We start from the raw sequence: 12,911 nt of genomic DNA, 5'->3' as shown, positions 1-12,911 counted from the left end.
GAGGAGGGGTATTAGATCTTTTAAAGCTGCTTCCATGTCTTAAAGCCTCTCCCCAACACCTCAGAGGCTTCGGAGATCACCATGAACGCCTTGGGGTCCAGTTGGGCTACGAACCTTTTGAGATCCATGGCTTGTTTGGGGGTCAGTAGGCACATTAGGGTGGGCCTGTCTTCCCCGGAGTAGCCTCCCTTGCCCATGAGTTCCGTGACACCCCGGTTCATCTCCTGAATGATGTACTGTGTTATGGCTTTGTGTTCTCTTGATACGATGAAGACCAGCCTTCTCCTGTCGAAGCTGCTCAGCACGTTGTCGGTGACCACGCCGTTGGCATATACGCTTACCAAGCCGAATAGGGCACCTTCGATTCCCACCACTGCGCTGGATAGGGCCAGGATGAAAAGGTTTATGTAGAACGAGTACTTGCCCACCTCAACCCCAAGCCTTTTTCGAAGCACCATCACGATGATGTCCGTTCCGCCCAGGGATGCTCCGCACCGGAAGACTATGCCTCCTCCTATCCCCTTTATGACCCCTGCCAGTATGGCCACCAACAGCGTGTCGTGTATGGTGGGGTGTGGGAGGTTGTCCGCCAGCCTTATGAGCACCGTTAACAGGGTTACCCCGTAGGCGGTAAGCACCACGAACCTGGGGGAGAGCTCCTTCCAGCTCCACCAGAGAAGTGCCACGTTCCCCAGTCCTATTATCCAGGCGGGGGACAGCCCGAAGGCGTACTTCGCCAACACCGCAAGGCCGGTCAACCCCGAGTCGGGAAGTTTATAGGGGACCGTAAGTCCCATTATGCCTATCGTAAGGATGACGCAGCCGAAGGTGATGTTGAGGAGCGTAAGCCACTCCTGTTTTATGGCCACCATGAGCCTCATGCCATGCCACTTGATGCTGTTCATGCGTACCGGCACCTCCTTTGGGGTTCTTGAGCTCTGATTTAATACTATAGTGCTTAAGGTAAAGTTCTCTATGGAGCTTCGCATGTAAAGTATATAACGCTTTCCCCCCGTGGGTGGTAAAATTGGCCTTACAGCGATAAGGAGGAGGAGATTGGTAATGGCCATGCCCATGCAGATAAGTCTTGAAGAGGTGCTTTCCATGTTGCTGGCCCGGGTGGATTCCCTGGCCATAAACGACGAGAACAACAAGACCAAGTTCAACATAGTCCTCAGGGTCCTGTACAAGAAGGGCATTGTGACCGATGACGACATCCTGGAGTCCGTTCGTGAGGAGCACCGGATGCTCAAGGAACTTGGGTTGCTCAACTCTGACCCCCCGGAGGACATGGTGAAGGCCATGGCGGAGGGGATACTCCAGTGGGTCAAAGGTGATGTGGAGGCCCTGAAGAAGAGCCTTAAGGAGTACGAGCGCAGGCTTCAGGAGTATGCGGCCCAGGAGGCCAAGAAGCCGAGCATTGCGGTGGCGTCCTCCAACGTTCTCCAGCAGTTGGACAAGATGGGTGGTCCCAAGGGGGGCGGCAAACTCATAATATAGCGGACCCCTTGGCGGCCCTAAAACTTGCTTAAGGGATCTTGCGAAGCGAAGGGCCACGGGGAGGACGGTGCTGTCCCTGTGGCCCTTGTGGTGTCCCTTTCGCTTTCCTATATGGGTTCGTGCCCGGGACGGTATATCAGAACCGAACAGGGAGCGTAGCGTGCCACCTTGGAGGCGGTGCTTCCAACGATGATGTTCTCCAAGGTGCTATGCCCCTTGTACCCCAGCACGATTAGGTCCATGGACTCCTTCTTGGCGTACTCGATTATCTGCTCCGCCGGGTCACCGAAGAGCAGCTCCAGCTTGTGGTTTGGGTGATCCTTATAGCCCAGCTGTTCCTCCGCTTTCTTGAGGAAGTAGCGCATCTTCTTTTCCGCTATCTGCTGCACCTCCTGGTTGATATCCGGAGGAAGCCAGGGCTCATATCCCCTCCATATGTAGTAGTTGGGTATGACGTGGAGGAACGTGGCCTCGATGTTGAGCCTGTGAGACAAGGAGTAGCCGTACCTTACAACTGACTCGCCCAGCTTGCTTAAATCCGCCGCCACCAACATCTTCTTGGGCATCAGGATCACTCCCTTCCTGGCTGTGAAAATCTTAAGTTTATTCTATCACACGAATGCAAGGAGGTTATGAGTAATGATCTGCAGGGTGGAGGTGTTCTCGAGCCCAGGGGAGATATCCGGTTCCTTCTCATCCTGTTTTGTGGTGGACATGTTGAGGGCTACCACGCAGATGAGCGTGTTTTTTGAGCTTGGAGGCTTAAACGCGATTTTATCTGGCACAGTGGAGGAGGCAAGGGAATTAAGGGACAGGCTTGGTGAAGGTTGGTCCCTCTGGGGAGAGCGGGGTGGGGTGGCTCCGGTGGGCTTCGATGGTGGGAACTCACCTAGGGAGCTCATGGGGGCTCCTAAGGATCGCCGGCTTCGCATTATCATGACCACCACCAACGGTACCAATGCCATCCTTAAGGCCATTGAGGTGTCAAACCGGGTTTATCCCTTTTGCATGAGGAACCTAGGAGCTGCGGCGGCTCTTATGGCTCGTGAAGCAGGGGCTTTGGCGGTCTTGTGCGCCGGGCACGAAGGGGCTGAGTCCTACGAGGATGTGGTTGCCGCAGGGGCTCTTTTGGATCGTTTGATTGACATACGGGGAGGATCCGATGTGGATTTATCAGCCTCCGCGCTCAGGGCCATTGAGGAGTACCGGGGGATAAGGGGTGATCTGATGGGGGCTATCTTGAAGAGGTCCTCTCATGCCATGTTCCTGGCTGATATGGGCTTCCTAGGGGACATAGAGGAGGCATGTAATGTGGATGTGTGCGACCTCCTGGTCGAGGCGAGGCGGTTTGGCGAGGCCTTCGCGGAGCTTCACCGGGGAATGTGATTCCTTTAAGTACGGCTGATGGGGGATTGGGGATCTTGGGGTATGCAGGAGTTTTAGTTCTCCATGGTTACTGTTTAAGGGCCCACGGTTTAAGTGGGCCGATAACGCCCGGGAGCCCTGAAGGGGCTCCCGGAATATCCCATCGTGCTTCGTGTCTTGTGTTGCTAGATCTCGCGAGATGCTGTTAAGGGGATCACTTACCCGTTTTTACCGCGTCTTTAAGGGCTCTTAGCAGGGGCACCATCTTTGGCCCTGACGCCCGTTTGGAAAGGATCTGCTGAACCGACATCTCCCTTCCCCAGTAAGCCCGGTTGGTGTCCCCCTCGGTGGATATGACCGCCCCCTCAAGGGAGAGCCCAGCGAAGAGGCCCTTTGACATGGAGTAGCTGTAAATGGATGCCTTGAGGCTTGAATCGGTCCCCGCTTGGGCGTTTCGGCCCACCGGCCCAGCGGATACGGACAGGTCACCGCCTAAGGTTATCTTATCCCCCTCAAAGGCCTCGATGCCCTTTTGGTTGTTTATAACCAGGACCAGGGCGGTGGATTGGACCCCTATCTGGATTCCCCAAGATAGCCCGGCGATGTTTACGAAGCTTGGGCCGTACCACCGGTTCGTGTATGGGTCGTGTTTGAGAAGGACCCCCTGGCCGTACTTGCCGCCTATGCCTAGGCCGGCCTTCACGACCGATGGGAATATGGCTATCCCGTGGCTGGACCTTATGAGATCCCGCATGGTGGAAGCGTCGTTCTCTCCCGCCATATCCCTTATAACCCTGGCGCACTCCCGTATTCGTCCTTCCATGGAGGCCTCGGCGGCCCCATGGTCTAGGAACAACCCACATAGGGTGATAAACAGGATCCAAATGGCGGTTTTTATTGGTCTTGCCATATGCGCTACTTATGCCTCCTTAAATTATTAGATGACCTTGAAGGCCTAAAGGGCGCTCAAGGGGTCGTCGTTGTCAGGGGGGAGCCCAAAGTTTCTCCTGAGCTGTATCTTGGGCATCCCAAGCACCACAACCCCGGACTCGGGGTCCACGTGGTATTTCTTCTGGTCTACCTCGGGGTTATATCCTATTACGGTGTTGGGGGGTACGACGTTGTAGGCGTCCAGGATGACCCTGCGGAGCTTGCAGTTCTCCCCTATGACCACCCCTTGTCCCACGATGCACTCCTCCAGGACTGCCCCGGCGTTTATGACGCAGTTTCTGGACAGCACTGACCGGTGGACTATGGCGCCGAGGACTCGGCTTCCCTCAGCCCTAAGGGTGCCTACCACGGAGCAGCCCTGTCCTTTGTCGGGGTAAGTGAAGCCCGGGGGATCCGAGTAGGATACGGTTCTTATGGGCCACAGGGGATTGTAGAGGGTGAGGTCCGATGGGTGTTGAAGGAGGTCCATATGGGCCTCGTGATAGGCCTTTATGGTGCCCACGTCTTTCCAGTAAGGGCGGTCTATGCCGGGCAGTACGTTGCTCTTAAAGTCGTAGGCCATTACCCTGCAGCGGTTGTATATCCGGGGCAGGATGTCCTTGCCGAAATCGTGGGAGCTGGTCTCTATCTTGTTGTCCTCTATTATGGCTTCCTCCAGCACGTGCCGTTCGAAGATGTAGTTTCCCATGGATACGTAGCTGAACCCCGGCTTGCCCGGTATCTGCGGGGGGATCTTGGGCTTTTCCACGAATTTTATAACCTGTCCGGAGGGATCGGTGTCCATGCAGCCGAAAGCATGGGCTTCCGAAGCGGGGACGGTGTTGGCCGCGATGGTAACGTCCGCCTTGGTGTCCATGTGATACTGGAGCATCTGTTCGATGTCCATCTTGTAGATGTGGTCCGCCGCAAATATGCATATCCTGTCGGCGTCGAAGAGGGTGATGAGATGAAGGTTCTGGAAAACCGCATCGGCGGTGCCCTCGTACCACCTCTCCCCGGTCCACATCTGGGCGGGGACGGCGGTTATGAAGTAGTCCCTTCCCCTAAGGGCATTGCCGAACTGCCATCCCCGCTCTATGTGTTCGTTCAGGGATTGGCTTTTGAACTGAACTAGGCAGTATATGGAGAAAAGCCCGCTGTTTACCATGTTGGACAGGGCGAAGTCGATTATCCGGTACTTGGCGGCAAACGGCACCGCCGGCTTGGCCCTGTATTTGGTGAGGGGCATCAGCCTTTCTCCCTTGCCTCCCGCCAGGACTATCCCCAAGACCCGTCCGTACTTACCGAAGATCAAAATCCACCACCTCCGCCGAGATGTTTAGTGTGAGATTTCTAGAAACACGCTCACGATGGATTTGCAGGACAGTTTCTTAAATCGCTTCTCCGGGTCAAGGGATATGTCACCCTGGTTTCCCCTGCTGTCTTTTTTGGATCAACCCCCTATTGATATCCAAGAAGTTCCTCATATATGTTCAAGTAAGCCTTTGCGGACTGCCGCCAGGAGAAGTCGGCGGTCATGCAGTTCCTCATTATTTTAGCCCTTCTCGACGGATTGGATACGGCGGCTATGCCCCGCTTAAGGGCTCTCGTCATCTCCTCCGGGGAGTAGTCTATGAAGAGGAACCCGGTTCCGTCGTCCGCCCCGTCCGCGTCTATCACCGTGTCTGCGATGCCCCCGGTTGCCCTTGCCACCGGGATCGTCCCGTAGGCCATGGCTATCAGCTGGGATAATCCGCAAGGCTCAAACTGGGAGGGCATTAGCATGAGATCGGAACCGGCGTATATCCTATGAGCCATGGTCTCATCGAAATCCGTGGAAACCCAGAGCTTTTTGGGGTGCTTTTGGGCTTCCGACTTAAGCTTCTCCTCGAACAGTGGATGGCCTGAACCAAGGATCACAAGCCTTATGGGTTCCGCAAGGATCCTGTTCATGGCTCCCAGGATGAGGTCAACCCCCTTTTGTTCCACCAGCCTGCCCACGAACGCAACCAGCACGTCGTTGCCGTCCTCCCAGCCCAGGATCCTAAGGAGGTCTTTTCGGCACTTGGCCTTGCCGGAGAGATCCGAAGGGGAGTAATGGCTTGTGATCAAGGGGTCCTTGGAGGGGTTCCACACGTCGTAGTCCACCCCGTTGAGTATGCCGGACAGCTTGTTGCGGTTGGCGAACAACACACCATCCAGCCCCATCCCGCCCTCTCGGGTCTGTATGTCCCAGGAGTACCTGGGGCTTACGGTGGTGACCTTATCGCTGGCTATTATGCCTCCTTTCAAGAGGTTCACGTGTCCGTAGAACTCCATCCCATCCATGGAGAAGCTGTTCTTGTTAAATCCCCAGCCCTCCAAGCCGCCGGGGGATACTATCCCCTGGTGGGCCAGGTTGTGTATGGTCAAAACGGTCTCAAAATGTTCCCGCAGCTTGTGGTAATGTCGATGCCATTTGAGCATGCTCGCCACCGAAGCCGCGGGCCAGTCGTGAAGATGGAGCACCTGGGGCATCCATCTAACTGCTCTGCCCAGCTCCAGAGCTCCCATGGATAGGAAGATGAAGGGGAGCACGGACTCGCACGTGAGGGACTTGGGGTATGCCTCCAGGTCCGAGAATAGCTCCGGCTGATCCAGCAGGTACACCGTAACGCCGTTCACCTGGGTCTTAAGGATGCCCGCGGAGTAGACCCTCCAGTTAATGGCCGCATGCACCTTTCCGGGGCACCTTACGACCTTAAGACCCATGGAGCCTGCCCTCTCCGCAAGGCCTTTGGAATTAGGCATCAAGACCCGGCAATCCACTCCCATGGAGTTTAGCGCCTTTGGGAGGGAGCCTGCCACGTCACCCAGGCCCCCCACCTTGATCAGGGGGGCCATCTCGGGGGTTACGTGGAGCACCCGGATGGAATTTTTGAGGCCCATGTATTACAGCCCCCTGAAAACCACGCCGTAGGCCTTTTCACAGTACTCCTTCACCACCCGGTGGGTGTTGAAGTAGCTGGCGTTCAGGGCTATTGCATGCTTCATCATCCATATCCAGCGGTCCCTGTGCTGATAGTAGGTGGGGATCACCTTGTCCTCCAGCTTGTTGTACAGGTCCATGGCGTCCTGCATCTCGTCGTACTCCACCAGCTCTGCCTCTTCGGGTTCCGGCCCTATGGACCAGCCGGTCACGTCCTCAACCCAACCTTCTATCCACCATCCGTCGAGGACCGAGAAGTTCATCACCCCGTTGTGGGTGCACTTCATGCCGCTCGTGCCCGAGGCCTCTCTCGGGCGTCTTGGGTTGTTGAGCCAAAGGTCCACGCCGGAGGTCAAGAGGCTTGCCAGGGACATGTCGTAGTTCTCGAGGAAGACTATGGGTACGGCGGTACCGATCTCCTTTGCCATGTCGTGGATCTTCTTGATCAACGCCTTTCCGGGTTCGTCGTGGGGATGGGCCTTGCCGGCGAAGATGAACTGTACCTGTCCGGATGAGACGTCTATGAGCCGCTTTACGTCGGAGAAGATGAGGTCCGCCCTCTTGTAGGCCGCCGCCCGTCTTGCGAACCCTATGGTCAGCACGTCCGCATCTAGTTCCCGGCCGGTATCCTCCAGGACCCGGGCGAGCAGCTTCATCTTGGCCGCCTGGTGTGCCTTCCAGACCTCCTCGTCCGGCAGCTGAAGGGCCTGAATGAGCCGGCTCGGGTCGTTGCGCCACCCGGGGATGTAGCGGTCGTAGAGCTTGGCGAAGCCGGGACAGGTCCAGGTGGCGGAGTGGACGCCGTTGGTCACCGCATCTATGTTGGCCACGTTGAACATGTTGCGGCTGACCTCCGCGTGTTTCACCGATACCGCGTTTGTGTACCGGCTGTACTTAAGGCCCAGCTCGGTCATGGAAACCCCCTCGGGGCCCATCATACGCTTTATGTGGTGGACGAAAACCGGGTCCATCACCTTGTCTATGAGCTCGTAAGAGAAGTGGTCGTGTCCTGCGGGCACCGGTGTGTGGGTGGTGAAGATGACCTTTTCCCTGATCTTGTCGTAGTCCTCATAGCCCTGTTCCCGCAACAGCTCCAGGGTTATGAAGCCCGCGTGCCCTTCGTTTAGGTGGAACGTCTTTATGTTCCGGTATCCCAGGTCCCGGAGCATTCTTAGACCTCCCACGCCTAGGATGAGCTCTTGGCAGAGCCGGTACCGCTGATCACCGCCGTAGAGGTACCAAGTGAGGTTCCTGTCCGCCGGGGTGTTGCTTTCGAAGTCCGTGTCCAGGAAGTATATGGGAAGGGGGTACCCAGACTGCCCCACGTAATCGTATACCCAGGTGCGGACCTTTACGGGCCTTCCCTCCAGGGTCACGGATACCTCGTTGGGTAGGAGGGTTAGGTATTCCTCGGGTTTCCACTCCACGGGGCTCTCCTTTTGATGCCCCGTTTCATCTATGTGTTGGATGAAATAACCCTTCCTGTAGAGGAGCGTGACCGCCGCCATGGGGACCCCCAGGTCTGCGGCGCTCTTTATGATGTCCCCCGCCAGGACCCCAAGGCCGCCGGAGTAGGTTGGTATCTCGGGCCTTATAGCGATCTCCATGGAAAAATATGCCACGGACCTGAAAACCGGGTCGTGTTCAAGGGTCTTAAGCATGGAGCTGCCTATGTTGTCACCGTAGGTCATTATCGTCATCAGCGTACCCCCCTCACGGATCGTGTTTGCAAGTTAGGACGAGCTATGCGTGTTGCGTCGTCTTGGTGATATTGTATCACTTACTATTTATCCATTAATGACGAGGTTATCCTGGCAGGGCGAAGCCCAACTCCCTTGCGATCTCAAGCCACGAGGATCCAAGCTGGTGTCCCGCGGATTCCAACTTCCGCCAAACCTCGTTCTGGAGCCTCCACAGGTTAAGGGGCACCTCCAGGTTCTTAAGGCGGCGGATCACCTCCATTACATCAGCTATCCCCGCCTCCTCGTCTTCGCCACCGGTTCTCAAGGACCTTATGCGGTTGTGGAGTGCCTCGGTTACGGCCGGGGCCACCTGGTCCATATTGGGCTTTATCCCCATATCCCTGGCCTCCCTTAAGAGTTCCTCCAGTGGAGAGCCCGGTCTGGATATTTCCATGGTATCAAGTTTGGACAGCAGGTCTCGGATCTTGCTCCTCATGACTATCTCCGCTGCGGCGGTCATGAGGAGCGGCGGGTTCAATCCCAGGTCCCCCAGCTGGGATATTAGGCGCCGGTTGTCCTCCAGGATCGATTGGGAGACGTCTTTGTAGCGATCCTCCGCCGCCTGTGCCCGCTGCATACCCATGTTGGCCCTCTCATCCTCCGGGAGCACCTCAGGGCCCCGGGGGCCTATGGGCAGGGCCTGCCGCAGACGGTCCCCAAAGCTTATTATGTCCAGCTTGATGAAATCCCGGATGAGTCCCTCTCCGTCCACCTTATCATTGCTAAGCCAGCAGCGGTCGTCCAATCCTCCGGAGGAAAGGACCGCCCCGGAGCCGGACCAGGCCTTGCCGGTTCGCTGGTCTGTCACTGATAGGGTCCCGATCCTTAGGGAGACCCCTGCAGATGTGGCTTCCTTGAGTTTGGCGGAGCAGAAGAACGAGTAGAACGTTCCAGAGGTTTTAAGCATTATGGACGACGCGGCCATGTCCTCCAGCGTGCGCCTTTTTGGGATCACCGTGCGGGTTAGCACTTCAAGCCCGTTGGGCAGGTCCTTGGTGTTCCCCTCCGCGGTTTTTAGGATCTCCCGGAAGTTCCCGGACACATCCACGCCTGAGGCCTCTTCGGTTAGCTCCAGAGCACGCTGGGCGTAAGCTAGTATTTGGCGGGTTTCGATGCCTCCTATGTCGTTGAAGAACCATCCGCAGGAGGTGTACATGAAAAGGCGCATCCGCTGGGCTTCCAGCAAGGTCAGTATCTTAATGCCCTCCTGGTCCTTGATCCCCGGCAGGTGTTCCTTGAGGAAGTCCTGCCTCTTTTTAAGTGGAGACGGGTTCGAGTCCCTTCGGTCCAGAAGGGCTTTTATGAACAGGTTCCGCAGCTCCCATGGATCCGTGAACTGTGAGACCATCTGATCGTAGACCTGGTCTATGCGATCCCTTATGTGATCAAGGGCGGCTCTTAAGGGGGCTCTCCACCGTTGATGCCAGCCCACCTGTCCGCCGGTGTGGCATCCGCAGTCGCTTCTCCAGCGCTCTACCCCGTGGGCGCAGGACCAGGACGTGTTCTCCGCCACCCGGCACTCCCACGCCGGGGGATGCTCCTTTAGGAACGCCCCTGGGTTTGTGAGGAACAGATCCTTACGTTGTGATATCAGCTGAAAAGCCCTGGCCAACGCCATCTCGCCGAAGCGGTGGTGGTGCCCGTAGGTCTCCCCATCGGTGGCTATGGTGAGAAGCCTGGGTTCCCCATCCTCCGGCAGCAGCCCCATCAAGTGCTGGGCGAACCGATCCCCGTTGTCAAGAAGCCCCCCGAACGCTATGGCCTGGGAGGTTGCCCCGTGGTAGAAGATTATGTCCACGTGCCCGCCGGACGGGAGGTGCTGCCTGTAGGGTCTTGTGACGTCCAGCCCTGCTCCTCCGGGGGTCTCGATCCAGGGCCCCTTGGGGGGGCGCACCGCGGCGCATTGATGGGGGGCCAAGATGGTGAAGCCTATGCCGAATGAGGCCAGCTCCTCCAGGGTTTCCATGTCCACCGCGGTCTCCGGTAGCCACATGCCCGCAGGGGGCCTTCCGAAACGGGCCTTGAAGTCCTCTATCCCCCATATGATCTGGGTTCTCTTGTCCCTGCGGCTGGCCAGGGGCATTATCATGTGGTTGTAACATTGGGCGATTGCGTTCCCGCACCCTAGGTTAACCTCCGATGCCCTGTCCGCCTGGGCAATGTGGTAGTCCAATATGGGGTCGTGGCGCATTATCCAGCGGTGAAGAGTGGGGCCCACGTTAAAGCTCATGTACAGGTAGTTGTTTATTATGTGCACTATCCTGCCCGATGAGTCCACCAGGCGAGCTGCCCTGTTGGGCCTGTAGCATTCGTCGGTGACCCTGGAGTTCCAGTCAGGGGACGGAGCGGCGGAAGGGTCCAGAAGGACCTCATCGAGCCAAGGGTCCTCCCGTGGGGGTTGATAGAAATGGGCGTGGACGCAGATTCCTCTCAAGGTGTTTCCACCTCCCCTCTACGCAGTTACATTATACATTGGTTTGGGTAGCAGGTCTTTATCATCTAACAAGTCTTTATGATACTCTTGGACAAATTGGAGGTGATCTCCTTGTTGGAGGACCTTTCGCACCACCTGCTGGATATAGCGGAGAACGGGGTTAACGCCGGAGCTGACTTCGTTGACATGGGGTTGGAGGAGGACTTTGAGGGTGATCTGGTGAGGATGTGGGTTAGGGACAACGGAAGGGGAATGTCTAAGGAAGTTGCGGAAATGGCGGTTGATCCTTTTTACACCTCCAGAAGCACCAGAAAGGTGGGCCTTGGACTTCCGTTTTTAAAACAGGCTGCGGAGGCCTGCGGGGGTACCTTTCGGCTGGAGTCCAAGCTTGGGGAGGGGACTCTTACGGAGGCGTCCTTCCGGCTCAGTCACATAGACAGGCCTCCCGTGGGAGACCTTGGATCCACCATGATGGCCCTGCTCTCTGGTCACCCCAACGTTCGCTGGAGGTTTACTTTTAGATGCCGAGGGCAGTACGTTTTTGACTCCGCGGAGGCCCTGGAGATCCTGGAGGACCCGGAGCTTTTCAAGACCCCGGACGTGTGTCTTTGGGTCAGGGACTCCGTAAGGGAGGGAGTTGAGGAGGCGAGAAGGGGAGGTTAATGTTCCTTTGGGCTGCCCTTGCGTATATCGGAGTTTCAAAATAGAATTGTAAGCGAGAATAGCCCTGCGGTGTTCGTGGAAGGGGTGTAGAGTCTTGAGCCAACACTTTCAACCCGCCGGGGCCTTCTCCGTTCCGGTGATGACAGCCTAAGGGGCAGTCTGATTCCAAGGTTCGGGGGGCTCCATATATTGAGGCAGCGGGTCAAGGCCTTCCCCGCACGGCATCGCGGGGTTATCTCGTTCCTGTGATTTTAGCGGTTTCAGCCACCTTAAGCCGGGCCCAGGGTTCATCTGGGTCCGGCTTTTTAAATACAAAACCTGGGGATTATCCCCATGGAGGTGTTTCCGATGGAGCGTTCCCCCTCCCCCTTGTGGGGGCCGTCCCTTTCCAAGGCGCTCATATTCGATTGGGACGGGGTTCTGGTGGACAGTCGCTACGATTTCTCCCCCTTAAGGGAGAGGTACTTTGGGGGGCGACGGGTCATGCTGTTTGAGGAGGCAAGTTCGCTGGAGGAGCCGTTGAGGTCCCGTTTCCTGATGGAGCTTGAGGAGCTTGAGGTGGAGGGGGCGTTGAGGAGCGTACCGGTGGAGGGGGCTCTAGAGGTGCTCCGGTTCCTTGAGGAGCGGGGGATACCCTGGGGTGTGGTCTCCAGGAACTGCAGGAAGGCCATGGAGGTGGCCTCGGAGGTCTCCGGGATCCCGCTGCCCCCGGTTACCCTATCGAGGGATGACTTCAAACCCCCTAAACCGGATCCGGCCCCCCTCATCCACGCGGCGCTGCTGCTTGGCTCTTCCCCGTGGGAATGCCTGTTGCTGGGGGATTACATATACGACCTATTGGGAGGTCGCAGGGCGTCGATGCGAACCTGCCTCGTTAACCGTTTTGAAGAGAGCTGGGCCTCCCTGGCGGACCTCTGCTTTGAAAGCATGCCCCAGCTTTTGGAGCATCTTAAGGAGCCCAGGATGTGCGTACCATGGGAGTATCGCGGTGCGGCGGAGACGGTAGGTGTCGATGGTCTTGTGGATCGGTTCAACTCCGTGGCCCTGGTGGAACCCCAAGGCGCCTTCTGGGAGCTGTCCTTCAAGGCCGCGGCCATGGGCTGTGGGGCCTTTTTCATAGAGGACGTGGAGGTTTCGCCTCTACACTTTAGGATGTGTCCCTCAATGCCGTTGACCGCCATGGGTTCCTCCCTTAGGGCCGCATTGGGGGAGGCGTTACGCCGGTCGTTCCCCCTGGTTAGGATCCTTGACGGCCCGAACCCATCCGCCGTACCCTTAGGGGAACTTCTATCCCGATGGGGGATTTGAT

The 12,911-nt window shown here is 57.2% G+C and carries 11 protein-coding genes; 4 read left to right on the top strand and 7 right to left on the bottom strand.

Going from position 1 to position 12,911, the window contains the following annotated elements:
• Nucleotides 1-20: 20 nt before the first annotated feature.
• The gene (locus THEVEDRAFT_RS06340; RefSeq protein ID WP_006583888.1) at nt 21-905 is read right to left on the bottom strand and encodes a YitT family protein; all 885 of its coding nucleotides are present in this window, start codon (nt 903-905) and stop codon (nt 21-23) included.
• Between the two features lie 157 nt (nt 906-1,062).
• On the opposite strand from THEVEDRAFT_RS06340, the gene THEVEDRAFT_RS06335 reads away from it, so the two are divergent.
• A complete protein-coding gene (locus tag THEVEDRAFT_RS06335; protein ID WP_006583887.1) occupies nt 1,063-1,500 on the top strand; it encodes a hypothetical protein in 438 nt (145 codons plus the stop codon).
• 107 nt (nt 1,501-1,607) lie between these two features.
• On the opposite strand, the gene THEVEDRAFT_RS06330 is transcribed toward THEVEDRAFT_RS06335, so the two are convergent.
• On the bottom strand, nt 1,608-2,066 hold the full coding sequence (locus THEVEDRAFT_RS06330) for a universal stress protein (RefSeq protein ID WP_006583886.1): 459 nt from the start codon (nt 2,064-2,066) through the stop codon (nt 1,608-1,610).
• 73 nt (nt 2,067-2,139) lie between these two features.
• Between THEVEDRAFT_RS06330 and THEVEDRAFT_RS06325 the strand changes: the two genes are divergently transcribed.
• Nucleotides 2,140-2,886 carry a 2-phosphosulfolactate phosphatase gene (locus THEVEDRAFT_RS06325; protein WP_006583885.1) on the top strand — a complete coding sequence of 249 codons (747 nt, stop codon included), beginning with the start codon at nt 2,140-2,142 and terminating at the stop codon, nt 2,884-2,886.
• Between the two features lie 193 nt (nt 2,887-3,079).
• Here THEVEDRAFT_RS06325 and THEVEDRAFT_RS06320 read toward each other — a convergent pair whose 3' ends face one another.
• The 5 genes from THEVEDRAFT_RS06320 to THEVEDRAFT_RS06300 all read right to left on the bottom strand — a co-directional run bounded on the left by THEVEDRAFT_RS06320 (nt 3,080) and on the right by THEVEDRAFT_RS06300 (nt 10,939).
• Entirely contained in the window at nt 3,080-3,775 is a 696-nt protein-coding gene (locus THEVEDRAFT_RS06320; RefSeq protein ID WP_006583884.1) for a lipid-binding SYLF domain-containing protein, read from the bottom strand.
• A 45-nt stretch (nt 3,776-3,820) separates the two neighbouring features.
• On the bottom strand, nt 3,821-5,110 hold the full coding sequence (glgC, locus tag THEVEDRAFT_RS06315) for a glucose-1-phosphate adenylyltransferase (protein ID WP_006583883.1): 1,290 nt from the start codon (nt 5,108-5,110) through the stop codon (nt 3,821-3,823).
• A 146-nt stretch (nt 5,111-5,256) separates the two neighbouring features.
• Nucleotides 5,257-6,723, bottom strand: a complete 1,467-nt coding sequence (locus THEVEDRAFT_RS06310; RefSeq protein WP_006583882.1) for a glycogen synthase — start codon at nt 6,721-6,723, stop codon at nt 5,257-5,259.
• A 3-nt stretch (nt 6,724-6,726) separates the two neighbouring features.
• Nucleotides 6,727-8,463 carry an alpha-glucan family phosphorylase gene (glgP, locus tag THEVEDRAFT_RS06305; protein WP_006583881.1) on the bottom strand — a complete coding sequence of 579 codons (1,737 nt, stop codon included), beginning with the start codon at nt 8,461-8,463 and terminating at the stop codon, nt 6,727-6,729.
• 106 nt (nt 8,464-8,569) lie between these two features.
• The gene (locus THEVEDRAFT_RS06300) at nt 8,570-10,939 is read right to left on the bottom strand and encodes a DUF3536 domain-containing protein (RefSeq protein ID WP_006583880.1); all 2,370 of its coding nucleotides are present in this window, start codon (nt 10,937-10,939) and stop codon (nt 8,570-8,572) included.
• 87 nt (nt 10,940-11,026) lie between these two features.
• Here THEVEDRAFT_RS06300 and THEVEDRAFT_RS06295 point away from each other — a divergent pair, with 87 nt between their 5' ends.
• Both THEVEDRAFT_RS06295 and THEVEDRAFT_RS06290 read left to right on the top strand, forming a co-directional pair.
• Nucleotides 11,027-11,602 (top strand): ATP-binding protein, encoded by a 576-nt coding sequence (locus THEVEDRAFT_RS06295; protein ID WP_245522625.1) that lies wholly within the window; start codon nt 11,027-11,029, stop codon nt 11,600-11,602.
• Between the two features lie 348 nt (nt 11,603-11,950).
• A complete protein-coding gene (locus tag THEVEDRAFT_RS06290; RefSeq protein WP_006583878.1) occupies nt 11,951-12,910 on the top strand; it encodes an HAD family hydrolase in 960 nt (319 codons plus the stop codon).
• Nucleotide 12,911: the final 1 nt, after the last annotated feature.

Source organism: Thermanaerovibrio velox DSM 12556, assembly GCF_000237825.1.
GTDB lineage: Bacteria > Synergistota > Synergistia > Synergistales > Synergistaceae > Thermanaerovibrio > Thermanaerovibrio velox.
Note: the sequence above shows the minus strand (reverse complement) of the source record. Positions and strands in the feature narration are given on the sequence as shown.